Source organism: Melioribacteraceae bacterium (genome assembly GCA_030584085.1).
GTDB lineage: Bacteria > Bacteroidota > Ignavibacteria > Ignavibacteriales > Melioribacteraceae > SURF-28.
On record CP129490.1, the window covers coordinates 1533257 to 1555887 of the forward strand.

23 protein-coding genes are annotated in these 22631 nt (G+C 34.0%); 18 read left to right on the forward strand and 5 right to left on the reverse strand.

Going from position 1 to position 22631, the window contains the following annotated elements:
- The 4 genes from QY331_06920 (at position 1) to QY331_06935 (ending at position 5831) form a co-directional block, all read left to right on the forward strand.
- A complete protein-coding gene (locus tag QY331_06920) occupies positions 1 to 429 on the forward strand; it encodes a hypothetical protein (GenBank protein WKZ70980.1) in 429 nt (142 codons plus the stop codon).
- A 33-nt stretch (positions 430 to 462) separates the two neighbouring features.
- Complete coding sequence (locus QY331_06925) at positions 463 to 885, forward strand: DUF3574 domain-containing protein (GenBank protein WKZ70981.1); 423 nt, start codon at positions 463 to 465, stop codon at positions 883 to 885.
- Positions 886 to 1011: 126 nt separating this feature from the next.
- Positions 1012 to 2931 (forward strand): mechanosensitive ion channel family protein, encoded by a 1920-nt coding sequence (locus QY331_06930; GenBank protein WKZ70982.1) that lies wholly within the window; start codon positions 1012 to 1014, stop codon positions 2929 to 2931.
- 116 nt (positions 2932 to 3047) lie between these two features.
- Positions 3048 to 5831, forward strand: a complete 2784-nt coding sequence (locus QY331_06935; protein WKZ70983.1) for a pitrilysin family protein — start codon at positions 3048 to 3050, stop codon at positions 5829 to 5831.
- 114 nt (positions 5832 to 5945) lie between these two features.
- Here QY331_06935 and QY331_06940 read toward each other — a convergent pair whose 3' ends face one another.
- The 3 genes from QY331_06940 to recQ form a co-directional block, all read right to left on the reverse strand.
- Positions 5946 to 7028, reverse strand: a complete 1083-nt coding sequence (locus tag QY331_06940) for a nitroreductase family protein (protein WKZ70984.1) — start codon at positions 7026 to 7028, stop codon at positions 5946 to 5948.
- Between the two features lie 91 nt (positions 7029 to 7119).
- Complete coding sequence (locus QY331_06945; protein WKZ70985.1) at positions 7120 to 7689, reverse strand: Crp/Fnr family transcriptional regulator; 570 nt, start codon at positions 7687 to 7689, stop codon at positions 7120 to 7122.
- A 137-nt stretch (positions 7690 to 7826) separates the two neighbouring features.
- A complete protein-coding gene (gene recQ, locus QY331_06950; protein WKZ70986.1) occupies positions 7827 to 9980 on the reverse strand; it encodes a DNA helicase RecQ in 2154 nt (717 codons plus the stop codon).
- A gap of 160 nt (positions 9981 to 10140) precedes the next feature.
- Between recQ and QY331_06955 the strand changes: the two genes are divergently transcribed.
- The gene (locus QY331_06955) at positions 10141 to 10971 is read left to right on the forward strand and encodes a helix-turn-helix domain-containing protein (GenBank protein ID WKZ70987.1); all 831 of its coding nucleotides are present in this window, start codon (positions 10141 to 10143) and stop codon (positions 10969 to 10971) included.
- Positions 10972 to 10979: 8 nt separating this feature from the next.
- On the opposite strand, the gene QY331_06960 is transcribed toward QY331_06955, so the two are convergent.
- Positions 10980 to 11498, reverse strand: a complete 519-nt coding sequence (locus QY331_06960; GenBank protein ID WKZ70988.1) for a hypothetical protein — start codon at positions 11496 to 11498, stop codon at positions 10980 to 10982.
- A gap of 219 nt (positions 11499 to 11717) precedes the next feature.
- Here QY331_06960 and QY331_06965 point away from each other — a divergent pair, with 219 nt between their 5' ends.
- From QY331_06965 to QY331_06995, 7 genes are all read left to right on the forward strand, one after another.
- Positions 11718 to 12953, forward strand: coding sequence for an OmpA family protein (locus QY331_06965; protein WKZ70989.1), 1236 nt, complete (start codon positions 11718 to 11720; stop codon positions 12951 to 12953).
- A gap of 12 nt (positions 12954 to 12965) precedes the next feature.
- Positions 12966 to 13916: a carboxypeptidase-like regulatory domain-containing protein gene (locus QY331_06970; GenBank protein WKZ70990.1), complete on the forward strand. Its 951-nt coding sequence runs from the start codon at positions 12966 to 12968 to the stop codon at positions 13914 to 13916.
- A 24-nt stretch (positions 13917 to 13940) separates the two neighbouring features.
- Positions 13941 to 14633 (forward strand): hypothetical protein, encoded by a 693-nt coding sequence (locus tag QY331_06975; GenBank protein ID WKZ70991.1) that lies wholly within the window; start codon positions 13941 to 13943, stop codon positions 14631 to 14633.
- A gap of 43 nt (positions 14634 to 14676) precedes the next feature.
- Positions 14677 to 15441 carry a hypothetical protein gene (locus QY331_06980; protein WKZ70992.1) on the forward strand — a complete coding sequence of 255 codons (765 nt, stop codon included), beginning with the start codon at positions 14677 to 14679 and terminating at the stop codon, positions 15439 to 15441.
- A gap of 326 nt (positions 15442 to 15767) precedes the next feature.
- The gene (locus tag QY331_06985; GenBank protein ID WKZ70993.1) at positions 15768 to 16568 is read left to right on the forward strand and encodes a hypothetical protein; all 801 of its coding nucleotides are present in this window, start codon (positions 15768 to 15770) and stop codon (positions 16566 to 16568) included.
- Positions 16569 to 16694: 126 nt separating this feature from the next.
- Positions 16695 to 17288 carry a TetR/AcrR family transcriptional regulator gene (locus QY331_06990; GenBank protein ID WKZ70994.1) on the forward strand — a complete coding sequence of 198 codons (594 nt, stop codon included), beginning with the start codon at positions 16695 to 16697 and terminating at the stop codon, positions 17286 to 17288.
- Positions 17289 to 17313: 25 nt separating this feature from the next.
- Entirely contained in the window at positions 17314 to 17715 is a 402-nt protein-coding gene (locus QY331_06995; GenBank protein ID WKZ70995.1) for a thiol-disulfide oxidoreductase DCC family protein, read from the forward strand.
- A gap of 15 nt (positions 17716 to 17730) precedes the next feature.
- Here QY331_06995 and QY331_07000 read toward each other — a convergent pair whose 3' ends face one another.
- Positions 17731 to 18714 (reverse strand): helix-turn-helix domain-containing protein, encoded by a 984-nt coding sequence (locus tag QY331_07000; protein ID WKZ70996.1) that lies wholly within the window; start codon positions 18712 to 18714, stop codon positions 17731 to 17733.
- Positions 18715 to 18885: 171 nt separating this feature from the next.
- Between QY331_07000 and QY331_07005 the strand changes: the two genes are divergently transcribed.
- The 6 genes from QY331_07005 to QY331_07030 all read left to right on the forward strand — a co-directional run bounded on the left by QY331_07005 (position 18886) and on the right by QY331_07030 (position 22624).
- Entirely contained in the window at positions 18886 to 19323 is a 438-nt protein-coding gene (locus QY331_07005; GenBank protein ID WKZ70997.1) for a VOC family protein, read from the forward strand.
- A gap of 39 nt (positions 19324 to 19362) precedes the next feature.
- On the forward strand, positions 19363 to 19659 hold the full coding sequence (locus tag QY331_07010) for an RNA polymerase alpha subunit C-terminal domain-containing protein (protein ID WKZ70998.1): 297 nt from the start codon (positions 19363 to 19365) through the stop codon (positions 19657 to 19659).
- Between the two features lie 10 nt (positions 19660 to 19669).
- Positions 19670 to 20257 carry a dihydrofolate reductase family protein gene (locus tag QY331_07015; GenBank protein WKZ70999.1) on the forward strand — a complete coding sequence of 196 codons (588 nt, stop codon included), beginning with the start codon at positions 19670 to 19672 and terminating at the stop codon, positions 20255 to 20257.
- Positions 20258 to 20259: 2 nt separating this feature from the next.
- Positions 20260 to 20826: a dihydrofolate reductase family protein gene (locus tag QY331_07020; protein ID WKZ71000.1), complete on the forward strand. Its 567-nt coding sequence runs from the start codon at positions 20260 to 20262 to the stop codon at positions 20824 to 20826.
- 27 nt (positions 20827 to 20853) lie between these two features.
- On the forward strand, positions 20854 to 21504 hold the full coding sequence (locus QY331_07025; protein ID WKZ71001.1) for a dihydrofolate reductase family protein: 651 nt from the start codon (positions 20854 to 20856) through the stop codon (positions 21502 to 21504).
- A gap of 184 nt (positions 21505 to 21688) precedes the next feature.
- The gene (locus QY331_07030) at positions 21689 to 22624 is read left to right on the forward strand and encodes a VOC family protein (protein WKZ71002.1); all 936 of its coding nucleotides are present in this window, start codon (positions 21689 to 21691) and stop codon (positions 22622 to 22624) included.
- Positions 22625 to 22631 lie beyond the last annotated feature (7 nt).

A 22631-nucleotide genomic window follows, 5' to 3' on the forward strand; every position in this document is an offset into this window, starting at 1 on the left:
ATGAAAGAATTACTTAATAAACTTATTTTCCTATTCCTTATAAGTATAGCATTTTTATCATGTGAGTTGGTTGATACTCCAATCGAACCAGATGATCCTATCCCGACAAGAAATATCCGATATGTTGTGGGGATGACAAGTTCTTCGAATAATTCAAGTCCGGTGATTAATTATACAAATAATATCGGTGGAACAACTGAACTACGAGCTTCCAGTTTAGATTTAACTGTTGCAATAGACAGCGGATCAGTTATTAATCTTTCTGCTTCTTGCAGCGGTTTTTATTCACCTATAACAAGAAATGCATTCGCTTCGGTTGATGTAAAAATATTTCTTGCCGATTCACTTCTCGCTGATAGTCTTAATTCACAATCCTCAACGTTCGGAAACGTTAATGCAAGTGCTACGCTCACGATCCAGGTTGATTAATAAAATAAACTCAAATTTAGCAGGTGATAATTAGTGGAAAGTATATACAGCAGAAATTTATTTTTCGCACTGCTTCTATCAGTATTGCTGCTTGTTTCATGTTCTACTCATAATCTTATTCAATGCCCCGAAGGTCTCACTCAGTACAATAAGGCAACTCTCTATTTTGGAACTTCATTTCCCGGCGGGATAATATCAGATGAACAATGGCAACAATTTCTTGATGAAGTTGTAACTCCAAATCTACCGGAAGGAATGACTGTTATCGATACATATGGTCAATGGCTCAGACCGGATAAATTGATAGTTAAAGAACCCGGCAAAGTTATAATTCATTTATATCCTTACGAGGAGAATAAGTCAGATAAGATTCAAGCGGTGATTGACGGATTTAAAGAAATGTTCAAAGCACAATCCGTAATTTGGGAAGAGGAAATTGTTTGTGCTTCCTTTTAAGAATATATTAAAGTCATTCTATAAACAAATTCATGTCGTAACTATCTCTACCTAAAAATTATTTTGGAATTTATGATTTGTCATTTTTGTTTTAATTAATTTCGAGAAGATAATTCTGAGGACAATGTGAAAAGGATATTCGGCTTTCTATCAATTTTATTTGTAATTGTTCTTTCAAACTCCGCACAAGAAAGTTCTAACGATAACACAAAATATCCGGTTATACTTGAAAGAGATACGCTTTTCTATATTGATAAAGGTATTGGAGAATTTAGCGCGAGTAAACGCGCTGCTGAAATAAATAATTCGCTTTCAAAAATTGCTGAAGACGAGAACCTCAGACTCGATTCGGTTCGAATAGTGGACCAAGGCGATCACCTTCTTCTAACTATTGATAGTAAGGTTGTTATGGGGTTCTATTATTTTGATAATCCCGATACATCAATTACAATTGACTCTTTGGCAGCTCAATATGCGGATATAATAGTCGCAAAAATTAAAAAGGAAAGAAAAAATTATGCACAGGATAAAATTCTTAAAAATGCAATCATCACATTAGTTTATCTGCTTGCACTCGGTTTGTCTCTATGGTTATTAAGTTTCTTATTCCCCAAAATCACCAAAAGAATTGAAACACTTGACGAATCATTAAGTGATAGAATAGTAATTAAGAATAAAAAAATTATCAAGCATGAATATCTAATTAAGACTCTTAAGGTTTTATCAACCGGGTTAAGGTTTGCGCTAACTCTATTTTTTATTTATCTCTTTTTCTTAAAAACATCAGAGCTATGGCCATTCATTAGTAATCTCAATATACAGCCGATAATTAAAGGAATAGCATTATTTATTTTTTATACCGCTCTAGCATATTCAATAATCAAAGGAATAAATGCATTTGTAGTATATCTTACTACTCAATATCAAAGTTGGAAAGGAATAAAAATTAAGTCGGTGAAAATCCGTTCCTTCGAAATACTCTCAGCCGATAGAACAGTTGAAATACTTTTATTTTTTACTCGGGTTGCACGATTTGTTCTATTCGGAATATTATTTTACATGTATATCACAATTGTCTTCAGTCTGTTTGATTTTACAGAGACATGGGCTGAGACCTTATTAAGTTACATCCTAGATCCTCTTACTGTTGCACTTACTTCATTTCTGAAATTCTTGCCTAATTTGTTTTTTATAATAGTTCTCTCATTTGTTTTTTCATACTTGATAAAATTTGTGAAGGTGATATTTAATGAGATCGATAAAGGTAATTTGGAGATTCCGGGATTCTATAGGGAATGGGCAATCCCAACTTTTAAAATAGTTCGTTTCTTAATTTTAATTTTAGCAGCTATTGTAATCTTCCCATATTTGCCCGGTTCAGACTCTCCATTTTTTCAAGGGATTTCAGTTTTCCTAGGTATTCTTTTTTCATTCGGTTCATCATCCGCAATTGCGAATATGGTTTCGGGAATTGTAATTACTTACATGCGTCCATTTAAAATAGGAGATAGAGTTAAAATTGCAGAAACAATGGGAGATGTAATCGAAAAAACTTTGTTAGTTACAAGAATTCAAACCACTAAGAATGTCGATATTACAATTCCGAACGCAATGGTACTTGGAAGTCATATTATTAATTTCAGTTCCTCTGCTGCTGAAAAGGGTTTGATACTTCATACAACAGTAACAATCGGTTATGATGCTCCGTGGAAGAAGGTTCATGAACTTTTAATTTCGGCTTGTAACGAAAATGAATTTATTCTCAAAGATCCGAAACCATTTGTACTTCAGACAAGTTTGGATGATTTTTATGTTTCATATGAACTAAATGCTTATACGCGTCATCCGGAGCGAATGGCATCTATTTATTCATTGCTTCATGCGGCGATTCAAGATAAGTTTAATGAAGCCGGTGTTGAAATTATGTCACCGCATTATGGAGCAATGCGTGATGGCAACCAAACAACAATTCCGGAAGATTATCTCCCTAAAGATTACAAAGCCCCGTCATTTAAAATATTTGGGCAGAATCTTTTTGGTAAGTAAAATCAATCAAATAATAAATTTTTGTTGAAAATATTTGCTATAAGGATAAATCTTTCCGGACTTTGCTGCGTCTAAAACTTGGATAAACTACATTCATTCATAAAAAAGGAACAAAAATGAAAAAGAATTCATTTTTTCTCTTTGTACTAACTCTCCTTCTTTTCACAGCAATTATTAAAGCACAAAACATTTCCGAAATTGAAATTCCATACACAAAATATGTGCTTGATAATGGACTGACATTAATTGTTCATGAAGACCACAAAGCACCTATTGTTGCGGTAAATATTTGGTATCATGTCGGCTCAAAAAACGAAAAGGTTGGGAAGACCGGTTTTGCTCACTTATTTGAACATCTTATGTTCAACGGAAGTGAGAATTTTGACGATGACTATTTTCAAGTTATGGAAAGAGTCGGCGCTACCGATTTAAACGGAACTACAAGTAATGATAGAACAAACTATTTCCAAAATGTACCGGTTTCTGCGGTCGATTTAGCATTGTGGATGGAATCCGATAGGATGGGACATTTGCTTGGTGCTGTAACACAAGAAAAACTTGATGAACAACGCGGTGTTGTTCAAAATGAAAAACGGCAAGGTGAAAATCAACCTTATGCAGTTGCTTGGGAATTAATCACAAAAGGAACATATCCGGCCGGTCATCCGTATTCATGGTCTGTTATCGGTTCGATGGAAGATTTGGATGCCGCAACTTTAGAAGATGTTCATGAATGGTTTAAAACTTATTACGGTGCGGCGAACGCAGTTTTAGTTGTAGCCGGTGATATTACACCCGAAGTGGCAAAAGAAAAAGTTGAAAAATATTTTGGTGACATTCCTGCCGGTCCGCCGATTGCAAAATACGATACATGGGTTGCAAAAATGGAAGGATCGAAAAGACAAATTGTTCAAGACAGAGTTCCTCAAGCTAGAGTTTATAAAGTATGGAATGTACCGGAATGGGGTAATGAAGAATTAGCTTATCTTGATTTGGCAAGCGATGTTTTAGCCTCGGGCAAATCTTCTCGTTTGTACAAAAAATTAGTTTATGAAGATCAAATAGCCACGGATGTTGCAGCTTATTATTCTCCGGGTGAAATAGGTAGTCAATTTAATATTCACGCAACTGTTAAACCGAATGGCGATTTAGCAGAAGTTGAAAAAGCAATTGACGAAGTATTAGCCAAATTCTTGCAAGAGGGACCAACTGAAGAAGAATTGCAGAGAGTAAAAACCAAACATGTTGCAAACTTTGTTCGTGGTATTGAAAGGATTGGCGGGTTTGGCGGTAAATCCGATATTCTTGCACAATCTCAAGTTTTCGGAGAAAATCCTGATCATTATAAAATATATTTGGGTTATGTAGTTCATGCAACGGTAAAAGATATTAAAGATGCTTCGGTAAAATGGTTAAGTGATGGTGTATATATTTTAGAAGTTCATCCGTTTCCAAATTATCAAGAACTTGCGGTTGGTGCTGATAGATCAAAACTTCCCGAGACCGGAACTCCTCCGGATGTATCTTTCCCGGAAATTCAGACAGCAACTTTATCAAATGGTTTGAAGGTAATGCTTGCTCAAAGATCTTCTGTTCCATTAGTTAATTTGAGTTTATTGGTTGATGCCGGTTATGCTGCAGATCAATTTGCGATTCCCGGTACCGCCGGATTAGCTATGGCTATGCTTGATGAAGGAACAGCAAAATTAAAATCCCTTGAGATTAGTGACATGTTGGATAATCTTGGTGCGAATCTTGGCACCAATTCTAATTTGGATATGTCATTTGTCAACATGTCCTCTCTGAAAGAAAAACTAGATCTCTCGCTTGAATTGTATGCCGATGTAATTCTTAACCCGTCATTTCCCGAATCTGAATTAGATAGATTAAAGAAAGAAAAAATTGCACAGATTCAGAGAGAGAAATCAAATCCTGTTCAAATGGGATTAAGAACATTTCCCGGACTTATTTATGGTAAGGATCATGCTTACGGTTTACCTTTCAGTGGAACAGGTTACGAAGAAACCGTAGTAAAAATTCAACGGGATGATTTGGTAAAATTTCACGAAACATGGTTCAAACCCAATAATGCCACAATTATAGCTACAGGTGATATTTCTATGGCAGAGTTATTGCCAAAATTAGAAAAACATTTTAGTGATTGGGAAGAAGGAACGGTTCCAAAGAAGAATATTAGCGAGGTTAAAAGTGTAGAAAAGCCGGTTGTTTACATGATGAACAAAACCGGTGCTCCGCAATCAATTATTTTTTCCGGTCATCTTGTACCAGGAAGAGGAGTAGAAAATAATCTTGAAATAGAAACAATGAATGACATTCTTGGCGGAAGTTTTACTTCAAGAATTAATATGAATTTACGCGAAGATAAACATTGGTCTTACGGTTCGCAAAGTTTAATCCTTGGTGCGCGTGGTCAACGTCCTTTCATTGTATTTGCAATGGTACAATCTGACAAAACCAAAGAATCTTTTGCTGAAGTTTTGAGAGAGGTTAAGGAATTTACTAGCACTACTCCAGCTACAGAAGATGAACTCAATAAAATAAAACTTAATAATACTTTAGGTTTACCGGGTAGTTGGGAGACAAATAATTCTGTCGGTAATTCACTTGCTGATATTGTTCGCTACGATCTTCCTATGGATTACTTTAGCACATACAGCAGCCGAGTGAAAAATCTCAATCTTAATGAAGTTCAGGACGCTGCAAAACAAACTCTTAACGCCGACAATCTTGTTTGGATTGTTGTTGGTGATAAAACTCAATACGAAGAAAAACTTAAGGAGTTTGGATATGATATTCATGAAATTGACGTAGATGGAAACATTATTGATAAAGAACTCAAAACACCGACTAAAACTGAAACTCCAAAAACTTCTGAGTAATCCGTTATTGGTAAAGAATCCTTTAATTAATGCCCCGAGAATTATCGGGGCATTTTTTTTTAATTCATCAAAATAATTGGTTTTACACTTGGTTAAATTAGGCAGCTTATAAATCTATTTCACTTTATTGTATATCAATATTTCTCCTACTGGTCTTCTTACACTAATGGCTTGAGGATAAGAATCTACATACCCGATGCGAGCAATAAATTGTAATACTCCGGGTAAACACAATTTATTGTTTGCAGATTTTTCAAAATTATCTTCTTCTATCAATTGATTCATCGGATGAAAACCGATCATTAATTCTGTGCATTTAAGATTCAGCTTTTGGTATATCCTCCCGGTTTCAATCCACTTTTGCGGAGTATCTTCATTTTGAGTAATTACAATCCATCCACCGCAATTTTCGGTCTGCTCTTTTACTTTTTCTATTCCGGTCTCAATAAATCCATCTTTCATTGAATCTTCCGGTTTATAGAAGTTTCGAACAAAAAATCCGCCGATTCCGTTAATCCCCATACCGGCGGTAGTAAGTCCGTCACGATATCTTTTTACATCGCTATTCGAAAACCTTATCCAGTTTGATAGTTCTTGTTTTGCTTGATCATCCTTTGCTTGCTGGCTGTAAGCTGCAAGAGTCTGATCTGCAATAAATTTCCCCTCAGTTGATGAAGCATTAAAAAAGAATATTTCCTTGCTTCCTGTATCAATAAGTTTATTCAAATGTTCTGCTGTTATCTCATCATTCCGAAAAGGAGTACGCAAAGTTCTTCGCATCTCAATTATATTCAAAGCATAACCGGTTACTGCTGATTTGCTTATTCGAATTGTAGCAACGTTCGGATCATTTTTGTGCTTAGCTGTAATTTCAACCAGTGCTTTATAACCGAGACTGCCAGCCGCAATTTCGAAATTCTCTATAAAAGCTCCTAGTGAAATGAATAATCCTCTTGAATCGGGATCCACAATATGAAGTTTTCTGGAAAAGTCGGCAATAATATGAACTGTAGTATCATTCTCAATCTCAACTATCCAAGGTTGAGTATTATGTGAGTTTCCGGCAAGTGATGCATAATAAACAAGTTTTTCCAAGGGGTTAGGTAAATTTTCCTTAAAATGTTCTCTGGTAAGTGAAGCACAGCTTGAGAGTATTGCAGCAAAAGAAAAGAGTAGTAAAATATTAGTTGTTTTCATTTCATCCTCGTGGTTGTAAAGTTATTTTTGACACTTCAAAGCTAATATGTAATCGAGGATAAAAACCTTGACTTAAGTTAAGAAATTATTCTTAAGTGCGATTTCTGATGCGGCTGAGTGATTCGGGTGTTATTCCAAGAAATGATGCAAGGTAATGCAGAGGTATATTTTTTATGTATTCGGGATATTCGCGTATTAACCATTCATATCTTTCTTGCGGTGAATCATTAAGAAAACTAAATAGATGTTTTTCGGAAGAAATGTAAACTTGTTCGGCTATAAGTCGTCCTAATCTTTCAATTTTATGCTCTTGATCATACAGTGCAATGAGATTTTTATATTTAATATAAAGTAAATCCATTTTAACCATAGCTTGTATATTTACTATTGATGGTTTTTGTTCGATAAGACTTGTGAACGAAGTGATAAATCCCGGTGCAAAATAAAAATCATTAGTTACTTCGCTGCCATCTTTTTTGGTATGAAAAAATCTAACAAAACCCTCCGGTAAAAAATAAATTCTGTCAGCTACTTTTCCGGATTCAAGCAGTAATTCTTTTCTAGCAACTTTATAATATTCAAAATTGTTGAAGATTGTATCAAATAACTCATCATCGGTTTGAATAAACTTGTTTACAAAATCATGTAACGATTTTTTCATTTCCGTTGATATTGGTGATTTCATAATTAATAGTATTAATAAATAACTAATTACTTGCAATTCACTGTCAAATATATGAAAAAAGTAAGTGGTGTATATTTTGGGCTGTATTAAATAATTGGTAAGTGATTCTATTCTTATTTTGTCTTCGATGCAATGTAATAGATACGGAGCAGATGTAATTCATTATAATCAATTTTTTTATTTAACGCTTCGAATATTGGTGAGAGTTGCTCAGTTCCAAGTTCATCAAACTTATCCAGGACTAGCTTTATTTTAACTTCCGAAAGATTTGATTCTTCCAATAATCTTTCCGGATTATTAATTTTATTTTCTGATAAGAAATTTAAAAGATGACCGAAGATTGTACTCTTCTTGTACTTTGTTTCTTGACATATTTCACTTATCGATCTGCCCGAATTAAATTTTTCCCCCGTTGTATGAAACGAACGAACTTTATTTGGTTCACTTTTTACAATAATTTTCTTCACATCCGATTTCAAATTATTCTCGTCACAAAATTCGATGATAATATTGAGGAAAGTGTAACCGTATTTTTCGTATTTAATTTCACCGAGTCCATGAATTTGCAGCATTTCTTTTTTATTAACCGGTAGAAAAGTTGCCATCTCTGTTAATGTTTTATCGGAGAAGATTACATATGGTGGTAAACTAAGTTTATCTGCGATTGATTTTCTTTTCATTCTAAGTAATTCAAATAGTTCGCTATTATAATTCCCAACTCTTTCGTCAACGTACTTTTCATCAAAATCTTCTTTGATTTTACCGTTAACGGTTAGTTCACCTTTTAAAACTTTGTACGCATTATTGGTTAGTTTTAAACTTCCATGTTCATCAGTCGGTTGTATTAAATTCAAGTGAATGAATTGATGAGATAAATACAACCATTGTTTTTTAGAATATTCATTCCCGATTCCGTAAGTGCTTAGTTTATCATGATTATTTTCTAAAATTTTGGCAGCTTTTGATCCTTTAAGAATATCGACAATGTAGTTTGCTCCATACAATTCGTTTGTTCGTTTAATGCACGATAAAAATTTCTGAGCGGGAATTGTTACATCTACCAAATCACGTTCGCTGGAATTGCAATTATCGCACATTCCGCATTTTCTGGTTTCAAACTTTTCACCGAAATAGGAGAGTAGTGGAATTCTTCTGCAAACACCGGTTTCGGCAAAATTTAATAAAGCTGTTAAATGTCGCTCGGCTATTTTTCTTTCGTGATCATCTTTTTGATTTATGAAATATCTTATTTTTTGAATATCACCATAACTGAAAAGCAATAAACAATGAGAACGTAATCCGTCTCTTCCGGATCTTCCTATTTCTTGATAATATGATTCTATATTCTTTGGTAAATCATAATGAACTACAAAACGTACATTGGATTTATTAATACCCATACCGAATGCGATTGTTGCCACAATTATATGGACATCATCTTTTATAAATAGTTCTTGATTTACTTTTCTATCTTCATCGGATAATCCGGCGTGATATGGCTTGACGGAGTAACCAGCATTATGTAGAGAGATATAAAGTGAATCAACCTGCTTTCTTGAAAAACAATAAATTATCCCGGATTGCCTCGGATATTTTCTCAAGAATTTCATCGTTTGTTCAAGTGCAGAAGTTTTCGGAACAATTTCTAAAAATAAATTTTCTCGGTTAAAACTTGCTATAAAACTTTTATTACTTCTTAGTTTCAAAGATGTTATTATATCTTTTTGAACTCTGGGTGTTGCTGTAGCTGTAACAGCAACGCATACTGCTTTTGGAAATAGTTCTCTTACTTCAACAATCTTTCTATACTCCGGTCTAAAATCGTGACCCCATTCTGAAATACAATGGGCTTCATCGACTGTTATGCAATCAATTTTAAGAGATTTTAATAGTGATATTGTTTTATCAAGAAATAAAGTTTCCGGTGCAAGATATAATAGTTTGATTTTACCGCTGGTTACTTCGTTAACGTTTTTAGTGTATTCCATTTGCGACAAAGAACTATTTAAATAAACCGCACTTATTCCCAACTCGACTAATTGTTCAACCTGATCTTTCATCAATGAAATAAGTGGAGATATGACAATTGTTAGTCCGTCAAAGATCAAAGCCGGTATTTGGTAACATAACGATTTACCGCCGCCGGTGGGCATTATTACTAGTGTATCATTTTTTTTAAGTATTGAACTTATGATATCTTTTTGAAGCGGACGAAATGTCTTGTAACCAAAGGTCCTATGTAAAATCTCAGATGCTTTATCTATCATTCATCCTATTTCTATTGTATTTCATGGAGAATAAAAATAATTTAACTCATAGCAATATCAAAGTCTTATTTCGAACTTGATTTATATATATGACTTTCTTGTTCAAAAATTTTGAGAATTTTTCTTAAGTATTCATAAACATTTTATATAAATCATAATCATGCCGGAATCACAATTTTTCTTACCATCTCAAAGTTGTTCAGCTTTGGTTTTAAATTATATTATAATTAAAACCGCTCTTGATGAAAAAAAATTAGAGGACAAATATATTCCCGACGGGCATACTGCAGTTGTCATTCACTTTACCGAGAGCGAAAGATTTATAAAAACTGAAACCGAACGTTTCAAGCTTCCTAATCGATTTTTTACGATGCCGGTTAAAATGAACCTTATATTTGAAGCGGAAGCTGAACTTGAGACCTTAATTATAAACTGTAATACTTCGGTTTTTTCAAAAGTATTTGGTATTCGAATGGATAATATACCAAATAAATTGTTTAGCAATTTTGATGATTATATGAACGATTATGTGTATGACAAATTAAAACTAGAAAAGAATAACCAAAAGCGAATAAAAATTTTCGAGAATTATCTGCTCGAAAATTATCCTATAGTAGATTATGAATTGGACGAAGTTGATTTAATATATCGGGAAATTACCTCTAGCGTTAAAAACCAAAAAATATGTGAGCTCTTATCAGAGATTAAGATGAATCATAGATCTTTTAGAAGACAGTTTTTACGTCGCACCGGAATTAGTGCAAAAGAATTGTTGCGTATTGTTAGAGTTAATCATGTCTGGGAAATGTACAGAAGAAATCCAAAACTAAATTTTAATGATATTGTTTATGAATTAAGCTTTTTTGACCAAGCTCATTTTATAAATGATTTTAAAAAAATAATTGGTGAAACGCCCAAGAAATTTTTCAGCAGAGACCTGAGGAAAGTTGAAACATTTTCCGGGAAGAATAATCAAATCGCTCTTGAATAAAAACTTATTTAAAAATTTTCTAATCTTTCCAAATCTATATTGTTAATTAAGGATTCTATTTCACTTGTCAGATTGCCTTTCTCACCGCTTATTTGAATTAAGAAACGATCATCCACAGAAAAAGTATAAGTACATTGTTGAATTCCAAAATCATTTTCGACAATTTCTTTCCAACCTTCATGCTTATTTTTTACTAGTAAGTAAGTCTGTGACTCTGATCCGAATTCTAACATTGAACTCAGATATTCACTGGCACCTTTACAATCAGTTAAAGAAAGACTAATAGTTTGTCCTAAGTCTGTAAACTCCTCCCCAATATCACCTTGACCTATATTGTTATATAAAATTGTTACAGTCGGCAAACACTGCTCACAAGGATCATCAATAATGATTTCACTTCGTGTAAATTTTCCAAAAGATTCAACTGAAGGAAGATATTCAACAAGATAATCATAACTCCCTTGTGCGTTTATAAGAGAAATGAAAGAATAAAAGATTATAGCACCGAATACAAATTTCTTAAACATATTCTTACTCACAATTAATTTTACTTCTATTTATTAATAAAAAATATCAGATCGTTTATAAATCCTCTTGTAAAAAATGGTCAACTATTTATTTCAAAATCTTGCGAATTGATCTAAGATACAAGTGACCATTTTTTACAATTAACTATGGATGTTGATGTCTAATTTAAATTGTTAGGAATATCAAAAATTATCTTACAATTTCCCAAAGGTGAGGTTATGGCAAAAAAACTAATCTTTTTAATCATTTCAATAATGCTAATTGTGCCGGTTAATGCACAATTCTTAAAAGAACTAACTCAAAAAGTACTAGAGAAGACAGAGGACAGAGCAAATCAGAAAATCGATGAAAGTATTGATAAAACATTAGATGCCGCTGAAGGAAGTTTTGATGAAGATGGGAATCCGATTGAAGAAGAAAGTGCGGAGACAAATAATCAAATCAATGTTAATTCAACTCAGCAACAAGACTTCCAAACATATTCCAAATTTGATTTTATTCCCGGTGAAGAAGTTATATTCTTCGATGATTTCAGTGATGTGCCGGTTGGTGATTTCCCGCTTAAGTGGAATACAACAGCATCAGGTGAAATTGTAACAGTCAATAACGTACCGGGTAAATGGCTGACACTTGTGGAAGATTATTCATATTACTCTCCCGAAATTGGTATCACTTATCCGGAAAATTTTACGATAGAATTTGATATGATTTATCCCGGCAACATTGAATGGTTGATGGAATTATATGTAAATAATACTGATTACATAAGCGACGCATACTATCCGGGTGAAGGTGGAATTAGTATTAACGCCCTCGGTGAAGATATTATAATAGGAAATTATAGCAATAGAGGAGAGGGTGAGTTGCGTGAAGTTGGGAAAGGTGTCGGACCGGAAATTAATCCGGGTAAAATAGTAAGATATTCAATTTGGGTACAAGGACAACGATTGAGAATCTATGTGAATGAGAACAAAGTAATTGATATTCCACGAGCACTTCCCAAACAATTTGATGAAAATTATTTAAGAATTTGTACACTTGAAAAGGTATTGATCAGTAATTTTAGACTGGCTGTCGGAGCACCAGATACAAGAAGCCGTCTACTTACCGAAGGCAAACTTGTCACAAGAGGAATTACTTTCGACTCAGGTTCGGATGTAATTAAAGCAGAATCTTATGGTGTAATTAAAGAGATAGCCGACGTTTTAAAGGAAAATGGGTCTATACGGATAAAGATTGTCGGACATACAGATAGCGACGGTGCAGATGACATGAATTTAACATTATCAAAAAAACGTTCTACGGCAGTTAAGAACGCACTTGCTAACCAATTTGGAATTGATGCTTCTAGAATAGAAACCGATGGTAAAGGTGAAAGTGAACCGGTTTCACCAAATAATACTTCGGAAGGGAAAGCAAACAATCGTCGCGTTGAATTTATAAAACTAACCTAAATGGGGATAAAAATGAAAAATTATATTGTTTGGTTGGTTCTATTTTTATTTATCGTTTTTAGTGGCTGCAGTAAAGACGAGAGTAACCCGGTTGTGCCGGATACTGGCGGAACGGGAACGGTATCGGGACAAGTGTTTTCTAAAAACGGACTTGAGAAGATTCAAGGTGCTTCCGTTACGGTAGAAAATCTAAACAACTCTCCACAAACATTTTCGGATTTTGAAGGAAAGTACACTTTATCCGGTGTTCCGACAGGTAGCCAAAATCTATTAATCCAAAAAGGATTATTCAAATCTATAGTTTCAGTAACCGTAACCGAAGGTGCGACTGTAAATGCTCCAGCGGCTCAGTTAGAAGCATCCGGTAAACTTGGATTCGTTTCCGGATTGTACGATAATATTCAGCATATCATTAGAAATAATCTCGGTTACTCTATAGATAGTTTGGGCATACTCGATTTAAGGAATACAGCCTTACTTTCAAATTACAAAGCGATTTTTATTAACTGCGGCGCTGATGAAATATTGATTTATGACGGGCAAGGTATGGATGCGTTAACGAATTATATTCAAAACGGTGGAAGTATATATGCATCAGATTGGGCGGGTGAGTTTGTTGAATTTATGTTCCCAGATAAATTAACGATTGAAACTACCGGGATGAGTCAAGTAATTACTGCTAAAATTGTCGATCAAAATCTTAAAAACTTTATTGGAAAGGAAACGGTTGTTATTGATTATGATCTTGGTGGTTGGGGTGAAGTTTCATTTGCTGGTCAATCCGTAACAACACTTTTGAGTGCCGATTATACAGATTATATGGGCAATAATCTTACTAATAAACCATTGGCAGTTACTTTCAATCACGGAGCAGGAAAAGTAATTTATACATCCTTCCATAATGAAGCAAATGTAACCACCGATGCAATAAAGGTGCTTATAGGATTTCTTTATACTTTATAGTAAAAAATATATGGAGTTTTTGTTATGAAAAAAATATTAGCATTAATACTAATTGGACTATTTGTAATAATCGGTTGCGGAGAAGATAAACAAACAGATAAAACAAGCGATACCGATAAAGTATTGAAAGAAACAACGGGTATGACTCAGAGTGAAATTGAGACAGAAGCAAAAGCCGTAACAGTTTCTAAAAAGTATCCGATTAAATCCGGTATTATAACATTTGAACGAAAAGGAATTATAGGCACTCAAAAAATTATAGTTTACTTTGATGATTACGGAATTAAAGAAAGAAGCGAAACTTATAATGAAGACGGTTCTTTGGATGAAATAAAATTTAGCGATGGCGAAAATATGTACATAAAAAATAAATACAGCGAAGACGAAAAAGTATTCTATATAATGGGTCCCGGCAAATTCGGAACTGAAATGAAATTTGAACCTGATCCATTTAAAAATGATGCAAAAAGAGCGGAGAAATATAAATTCAAAAAACAGTCGAATATGAACATACTCGGAAAAGATTGCGAAGCTTACAGCACAACTATAAGTATGGGAACAACAACTTTTGCCGGATGTGATGGAATTCTTTTATATACAAAAGCAGAACTTTCAATTGGAATTTCCGAAACAATAGCTGTTGATTTTAAGGAAGATGTAGAAGTTGATCCAAGTATGTTTAGAGTTCCTGAAGGTTATAAAACACAAAAATCCTAAAAAAGAATTTTAATTTATAAGAGAGTTCTGTGTAGGAGGAAATATGAAACCCAAAATATTTTTATTTGTGTTCGTTTTTACACTTACAATTGCCGCACAGCAATGGCATGGATTCTATAATAGAATTCCAAATTGGCCTAATGATATTAACACTACTAACATTGAAAACTTTATTGCTGAATTGAATCAATTGAGACAAGAAGTACAAGACGGAATGCCGAATTATACTGCTAATTACGAAAACTTGTCTCAAGCCGAAGCTATGAAAATAGCAATGGAGTATCAGAAGAGCGCAATGAATATGTCGGCTGCGGAAATGGCAAGAAGAGCAGAGCAAAATCAATATTCGACGGATGTTGAATTACCTGAAGAGATCGAATTGAATTCAAGATTAGCAAGCGTCAAAAATGAATTCGATCAAAAATTACATTCAGAAATTGATAAACTGAAACAAACTTACAAATGTGATCCTGGTCTTGGAGATACAGGCTGTGATGTTCTTTCAGCCGAATTGAAAAAATTATCAGAGAAGCTTTCGGTAGAATATTTTACGGGAAATCAAGCAAAAATTATATTAATAACAGATGAAGTAAATGATTATATGATTAAGAAGAAATTACCTCTACAAGTTCAGAAAGAAAAGGATCAATTTAAATTGATGGGGGATAATGTAACCGGTGATTACTCAGCTTTTCAAATGGTCGACGCATGTTTGCAAACTTTGTTATCTGCTGCTGAGAGAATGGAATGGCTTGCAAGATTAAAAGATGACGGAAATGTTTTCTATTCTCCGGGTCAGCAGTATTAGTTTATGATAAAGTGAATGTTGGTTTGGAGGGCATCCAAACTATTCAACCGGAGGAAGTGTCTTCATGATACTTCCTCCGGTCTGAATCGATTTAATTTTTGATGCATAGTTGAAAAACCTGTTGTGCTAAATAGAAATGGCTTTAAGAAAAATTGTTAAATCAGTTCGTAAATTAAAGCTCTTTTTCTCTAACCCACGATTTAAATCGTCGGTTAATAAGAATAGTAACAGAAAAATCAACCGTTTTAACGGTTTTAAAATTCATTTCACACAATTAGTTTAAAAAGTTTTCATATTTATTAATGATCGGGAACGGAGCTGCATCAATGAAAATATCGATAGTTCGAATAATGGTGGCTTTAGTTCTATTTACGACTTCAATCTTTGCTCAATTACCAACAGATATTGAAAACATCCCAGTAATGCCCGGTGCCAAGTATTCGGAAAATTATACTCAGATTGTAATAAACGGTGGGTTCGAAGCACTGCATTTTGAATTATTCGGACTAAATTTTATCGAAACAAAAAAGAAGGGTTTTATAACAGATGCTTCATACGAGCACGTTGTAGCTTATTACAAAAAGGTTCTCGGCGCTAAGGAATCAGATTATATACCGGATGTAAAAGACTTTGCCAAAATGAAAAATAACAGTACTGCATTTATTCAATCCGAAGATTCCGGGTACAATGTCTACTTTACATGGATTTACAAAAAAAGTCAAAATGAAGTCTATAAATTTTACGTAACCATCAATAAAGAAATGAATTACAAAGACGAGAAGGGAAACAGTGTATTTCATTTTATTCAAAACAGGTACGGAAAGAATATTCCTTTGGAAAAACAATCTCATGGTAAGTTATATGCTCCGTTATACCCCAATGCTATATATTTGCCGGAAGAATCATTAGAGATGGGCAGAGCCAGTCAGCAAGTTTTTGTAACAAATGATAAAATTGAAGACATTCTTAAATTCTATGAAAAAGAATTGAATCAGAAACACATCAAAGATGAATCCGGTGATGTGGGATTCCTAAATTACCATAATGATTATCCAGATGACTTAATCGCAATTAGAAGATTAGAAACAGGCGAAATTAAAATCACTTACTCAATATCAACAAGATAGAGCACAAACAGCTTTCTCACTATTCTTGAAAAACTTCTGGAATAAAATCCAATTCCCAAATATTCATTGTAAGTGTGAACACTATTTAATAAATTAACACTGTTAATTATTTGTTATGGTGTTAATATGGCCAAAAATTCCATTCAAGAAGAACGAATGAAAGGGTATTTCATTCAAGCTACTAAAGATATTTTACGGGGTGAAGGATTAAAAGTTGTTAGTGTTCGTAATATTGCAGAGAGAGCGGGTTATTCATATGCCACACTTTACAATTATTTTGATGATGTAAAAGAACTCATTTTTGAGTGCATTACAGATTTCCAAGAGGAGTGTGAAGAGTTTATCAAAGAAAGAACCAAAAAATCAGAGAGGGGAATAAAGAAAATTGAAGAAATCGTAAAAGCCTATGCAAATTTTTTCGTTCAACATCCCGGAATTTTTGAGCTATTCTATCTTGAAAAACAAAGTGATATCTCAAAGAAACAACCAACCTTGGACTTGATCTATAACTTTCTTGATAAACTTACAATGGAAGAATGGGTTTACTGCATAAAGAATAATATCAAAAAAATGGATGAAGCCGAAAGAATGAAAAGTGAGCTAAGATTTCTAATACCCGGATTATTGTTGATTTATCTAAATAGAAAACGACCTGAAACTTATAGTGAATTCTCTAATATTCTTAATTCCCAAGTACATTATATTCTTCACAAAGAATAATTAATAATATTGGGAGCATGATTAAATGAAAAAGTCCGGACAAATAATTCTTTTTGATGGTGTGTGTAATTTCTGTAATGGAAGTGTAAATTTTTTGATTAAAAGAGACCCAAATGGAATTTTCAAATTTGCTCCCTTGCAATCGGAAATTGGACAACAACTAATTACAAAGAATAATATTACTGGGGAGATAGACTCAATAATTCTGGTTAAAGAAAATATTGTTTACATTAAATCGGATGCTCTAATTGAAATAATAAAAGAACTTAAGTGGTATTGGAGAATGTTTAGTGTTGTGAAAATCCTTCCGAGAAAATTTCGAGATTTATTATATGATCTCATTGCCAATAATCGTTACAAATGGTTCGGAAAGATGGATTCTTGCATGATCCCGGATGAAAATGTAAAATCGCGATTCATTTCATAATTAATTCAATGAATTTTACGGAGCAACCGCAAATTGGTTGTACTTATTTCTATACTCAACCGGAGTAAGACCGGTTATTTTCTTAAACGTGCTCCGGAATGCTTTGTTATCGTTATAGCCTACTTTATACATAATTTCGCTGATATTTTGACTGGATGATTCTAAATTCATTTTTGCTGCCTCAATTTTTACACGCTGAATGTATTCACTGATTGTATTTGCTGTAGCCTTCTTAAATCTCCGCTCAAAATTTCGTCTGCTTAAAGCAAACATGGAAGCCAATTCACCGACTGTAATCTTTTCTTGAAAATTATTTTCGATGAATTCCTGAGCTTTTTTAATTTGTTCGTCATCGTGTTCTTTTTGTCCTCTAAACATAATGAAAGGTGATTGGCTGTATCTATCTAAATCAATCATAAACGATTTTGCCGTAAGAATTGCGATGTCTCTCCCGGCATGTTTCTCAACTAAATACAAAATTAAATTTAAATACGAGTATGCACCGCCGCTTGTATAAATTCCGGCTTCTTCGGTTAATATTTTATCGTCAAGTAACTTAACTTGCGGAAACATCGATCTAAACTCGTTTGCAAATCTCCAGTGAGTCGTGGCTGGTTTCCCATCCAATAATCCTGTAGCGGCTAAGAAAAATGAACCCAAACAAAAACTCGCAATCTCAGCTCCATTATTATATTGTTTGCTCAGCCAAGGTATAAATTCTTTATTCTTCTCAGCGGCTTTATATTGATCTCCATGAATCGCGGGAATAATTATAATATCTGTTTTCTCTACATCATGGATTAGCAAATCGGGTTTAACAACAAACAAACCGGTTGACTGCTCGGTGTTTTTAGATACTCCGACTAGATGAACATCAAACAATTTATCTTTACCAACTTCATTTAGAATTTGATTAACATTGGAGAATATCTGATGTGCGCCTTCTATATTGACTAGACTTGTATGTCCGCGAGGTATTAAGATTGAGATATGTTTCATGATTTTTCCGCCCCAATTGTGTAAATAAAAAATAAAAAGACAAATTGTCGGAATCAACCCTAAAGATTGCCGTATTTACCCCTATTGATTAATAATTCATGAACTTAAATTTGTGTTGTTAGTTGATTCGTTAGGCGAATATAATCATCATAAAATAATGGAGTGAGTATTATGAAATCAGTAAACCCGTACCTAAATTTTCAAGGAAATACAGAAGAAGCATTCAACTTTTACAAAAAAGTTTTTGGCGGTGATTTTTTGGGAGGAATATTCCGTTTCCAAGATACAGAAATGGCTGCCAAACTGAGTGAAGAAGAAAAACAGAAAGTAATGCATATTGGTCTTCCGATGGGTAATCAAAATTTTTTAATGGCAACCGATGCACTTGAATCCTTTGGGCAGAAAGTTGTTTTTGGAAATAATTTCTATATCGCAATTGATGCCGAAAGTAGAGAAGAAGCAGATAAATTATTTGCGGGACTTTCAGAAGGAGGAAAAGTTGAAATGCCGATGGATGATCAATTTTGGGGTGACTATTTTGGTTCTTTAACTGATCAATTCGGTGTGCAATGGATGGTTATTTACTCACCACCAAAAGCTGAGAACTGATTTGCATTATATGATTCCGGTTAAAATATCGATAATAATATGACCTCGTCAAAACGAAAACTCAAAATCTGCAGTCGCGGTCATAAATATTATAAAAGCAGCGACTGCCCGACTTGTCCAATTTGCGAAAATGAACGTAAGCAAAAGGAGGGTTTTCTTTCATTACTATACGCACCCGCAAGAAGGGCATTGGAGAATAAAGGAATCACAACATTAAGAAAACTTTCAAGATATACAGAATATGAAATAATAAACTTACATGGAATGGGTCCAAGTTCAATTCCAAAATTGAAAAAAGTACTAAATGAAAATGGACTCTCTTTTAAAAAATCTTAAGGTGCAAAATATGAGAAAATTAAAACTTCAGATGCAGATGTCAATTGACGGATTCGTTTCCGGGCCAAACGGAGAACTAGACTGGATGACCTGGGATTGGAGTGATGATATTAAAAACTTTGTTGGTGATTTAACGAATTCAATCGATACAATATTACTTGGCAGAAAAATGACCGACGGGTTTATCGGGCATTGGTCAAGTGTGTTGGAAAATAAAGATAATCCCGAATATGAATCAGCAAAAATTTTTATTGAAACACCAAAGGTGGTTTTTACAAAAACACTTGAAAATTCCCCTTGGAATAACACGGTTCTTGCAAAAGGTGATTTGGTAACCGAAATAAATCAACTAAAAAAACAAGATGGTAAGGATATTATTGTTTACGGTGGTGCCGGCTTTGTCTCATCGCTGGTAAAAAATAATCTGATTGACGAATATCATTTATTTATCAATCCGGTAGCAATTGGTAAAGGATTATCAATTTTTGGAGAACTCGAGAATAGTCAAAATCTAACACTCGAAAAATCTATTATATTTGATTGCGGCATAGTGCTTCATAATTATAAACCAAAAAAAACTAGTAGCAAAGGAATATGATATTGCGAAAATTAAAATTGCAGATGCAGATGACGCTTGACGGATTCGTTTCGACTGGTCCAAACGATGAACAAAAGTGGGTTACTTGGGCTTGGAACGAAATAAAACATGATGTACTTGAATTGGCTAACAGTTGCGACACAGAACTAATTGGCAGAAAATTAGCTGTCGACTATATTCCGTATTGGACAGATACCTTATTGAGACCTGAGTCAACGATGTATCAAGTAGCCAGAATAAAAGCCGGTCAGAAGAAAATCGTTTTCTCAAAGACATTGAACAAATCTATTTGGGAAAACACAGAGCTTGCAAAAGGCGATTTAGTAGAAGAAGTAAAAAAACTTAAGAACCAGGATGGAAAAGATATAGTCGTTTACGGCGGAACTTCATTTGTTGCTTCATTAATAAAAGAAGGGTTAATTGATGAATTGAACCTTTTTATTAATCCTGTTGCAATAGGTAAAGGAGAATCAATCTTTAGTAGTATGCACGAATTTCGAAAACTGCAACTCAAAAAAGCAGTTACTTACGACAGCGGAATCGTGCTGTTGAATTATGAGCCCGAATAAAAATTTTATTAATTTGGAACATCTTATATGCAAAAGCTAAGAGTTGCAAGTTTCGCATTATCAATCGATGGTTTTGGAGCCGGTCCAAATCAAAGTCTTGAAAATCCCTTGGGTGTTGGCGGTGGGGAATTACATAAATGGTTTTACCCAACCAAAACTTTTCAAAAAAATGTACTCGGGAAAAATGACGGTACAACCGGAATTGATAACGATTTTGCAATTAAAGGGTTTGAAAACATCGGTGCATGGATTCTAGGAAGAAATATGTTTAGTCCATTTCGCGGACCTTGGAAAGATGAAAATTGGAAAGGTTGGTGGGGTGATAATCCTCCGTACCATGTCCCGGTTTTTGTATTAACAAATCATAAGCGTGAACCAATTGAAATGAAAGGTGGAACTACTTTTTATTTTGTTACAGATGGAATTCATTCAGCACTTGAACTTGCATTTGATGCTGCTAAAGGAAAAGATGTAAGAATTGGCGGGGGAGTAAATGTAATTCGTCAATATCTAAAAGAAAAATTAATTGATGAATTACATCTCGTTAGTTCTCCCGTTTTTCTTGGATCCGGTGAGAATCTTTTCGCCGATATTAATTTGAACTCGTTGGGCTATAAATGCACCGAACATATACCATCTGAGAACGCCACACATTTGATTATCAAAAAAGTATCTTAGTTATATGTAAAAAATGTAGGAGAGAATCATGCAAATTAAAAAACACATAATTAATAAGTTGAGATTAGTTTTATCTTTTTCGATACCGATTTTATTCTTTTTTAGTTCGGTGTCTATAATAAAATCAGAAACAGATTCAAAAATAACGCGCAATACTATAGATGAGAATGGGAGGACAGAGACAATGAATAAACAAAAAATTGTACCATGTTTATGGTTCAACGATAATGCAGAAGAAGCAGTAAGCTTTTATTTATCGATTTTTTCAAACACCAAACTTGGAAAAGTAATAAAATATGATGAAGCATCCGCAAAAGCTTCGGGTCGTCAGGTAGGGAGTGTATTAACAATGGAATTTGAGTTAGAGGGTTATAAATTTCTGGCATTAAACGGAGGACCAATGTTTGAAATCAATCCATCGATTTCATTTTTCTTAAACTTCGATCCTTCTAAGGATGAAAATGCTGCTGAACAATTGGACTCAACTTGGAAGAAATTATCCGAAGGTGGTACCGTTTTGATGCCGTTGGACAAATATCCGTTTGGTGAAAAATATGGTTGGGTGCAGGATAAATTTGGAGTCTCATGGCAATTAATATTATCAGATCCATCCGGAGACGATAGACCGTTTATAATTCCGGCTCTTCTTTTTGTTGGTGATGTAAATGGTAAAACAGAAGAAGCAACAGACTTTTACATGTCAATGTATGATGAGTCTAATCGCGGTCAAATCGCAAGATATTCCGATGAGATGGGAGGGAGTATGGAAGGTTTGATTATGTACACCGATTATAAACTAAATGATCAGTGGTTCGTGGCGATGGATGGGGGTACTATACACAATTTTACATTTAATGAAGCCATTTCATTTATGGTAAATTGTTCTGATCAAGAGGAAATTGACAAGTATTGGTATCAACTATCAGCAGTTCCGGAAGCCGAACAATGCGGCTGGTTGAAAGATAAGTATGGAGTTTCATGGCAGATTGTTCCGGAAAATTTATCTCAATTAATTTCCGATAACGATCCGCAGGTCGCTCAAAGGGTTATGCAGAAAATGCTGGGTATGAAAAAATTAGATATCAGAGAATTACAGAATGCAAAAACTGAAAAAGAATAAACACTTT

Bases quoted from the DNA above. Each gene is read 5' to 3' on its own strand.
- QY331_07000 (WKZ70996.1), bottom strand. From the start codon at position 18,714: ATGAAACATATCTCAATCTTAATACCTCGCGGACATACAAGTCTAGTC.
- QY331_06960 (WKZ70988.1), bottom strand. From the start codon at position 11,498: ATGTTTAAGAAATTTGTATTCGGTGCTATAATCTTTTATTCTTTCATT.
- QY331_06985 (WKZ70993.1), top strand. From the start codon at position 15,768: ATGAAAATATCGATAGTTCGAATAATGGTGGCTTTAGTTCTATTTACG.
- QY331_07015 (WKZ70999.1), top strand. From the start codon at position 19,670: ATGAGAAAATTAAAACTTCAGATGCAGATGTCAATTGACGGATTCGTT.
- QY331_07030 (WKZ71002.1), top strand. From the start codon at position 21,689: ATGAATAAACAAAAAATTGTACCATGTTTATGGTTCAACGATAATGCA.
- QY331_06995 (WKZ70995.1), top strand. From the start codon at position 17,314: ATGAAAAAGTCCGGACAAATAATTCTTTTTGATGGTGTGTGTAATTTC.
- QY331_06945 (WKZ70985.1), bottom strand. From the start codon at position 7,689: ATGAAAAAATCGTTACATGATTTTGTAAACAAGTTTATTCAAACCGAT.
- QY331_07025 (WKZ71001.1), top strand. From the start codon at position 20,854: ATGCAAAAGCTAAGAGTTGCAAGTTTCGCATTATCAATCGATGGTTTT.
- QY331_06970 (WKZ70990.1), top strand. From the start codon at position 12,966: ATGAAAAATTATATTGTTTGGTTGGTTCTATTTTTATTTATCGTTTTT.
- QY331_06940 (WKZ70984.1), bottom strand. From the start codon at position 7,028: ATGAAAACAACTAATATTTTACTACTCTTTTCTTTTGCTGCAATACTC.
- QY331_07010 (WKZ70998.1), top strand. From the start codon at position 19,363: ATGACCTCGTCAAAACGAAAACTCAAAATCTGCAGTCGCGGTCATAAA.
- recQ (WKZ70986.1), bottom strand. From the start codon at position 9,980: ATGATAGATAAAGCATCTGAGATTTTACATAGGACCTTTGGTTACAAG.
- QY331_06920 (WKZ70980.1), top strand. From the start codon at position 1: ATGAAAGAATTACTTAATAAACTTATTTTCCTATTCCTTATAAGTATA.
- QY331_06965 (WKZ70989.1), top strand. From the start codon at position 11,718: ATGGCAAAAAAACTAATCTTTTTAATCATTTCAATAATGCTAATTGTG.
- QY331_06935 (WKZ70983.1), top strand. From the start codon at position 3,048: ATGAAAAAGAATTCATTTTTTCTCTTTGTACTAACTCTCCTTCTTTTC.
- QY331_06975 (WKZ70991.1), top strand. From the start codon at position 13,941: ATGAAAAAAATATTAGCATTAATACTAATTGGACTATTTGTAATAATC.
- QY331_06990 (WKZ70994.1), top strand. From the start codon at position 16,695: ATGGCCAAAAATTCCATTCAAGAAGAACGAATGAAAGGGTATTTCATT.
- QY331_06980 (WKZ70992.1), top strand. From the start codon at position 14,677: ATGAAACCCAAAATATTTTTATTTGTGTTCGTTTTTACACTTACAATT.
- QY331_07005 (WKZ70997.1), top strand. From the start codon at position 18,886: ATGAAATCAGTAAACCCGTACCTAAATTTTCAAGGAAATACAGAAGAA.
- QY331_06955 (WKZ70987.1), top strand. From the start codon at position 10,141: ATGCCGGAATCACAATTTTTCTTACCATCTCAAAGTTGTTCAGCTTTG.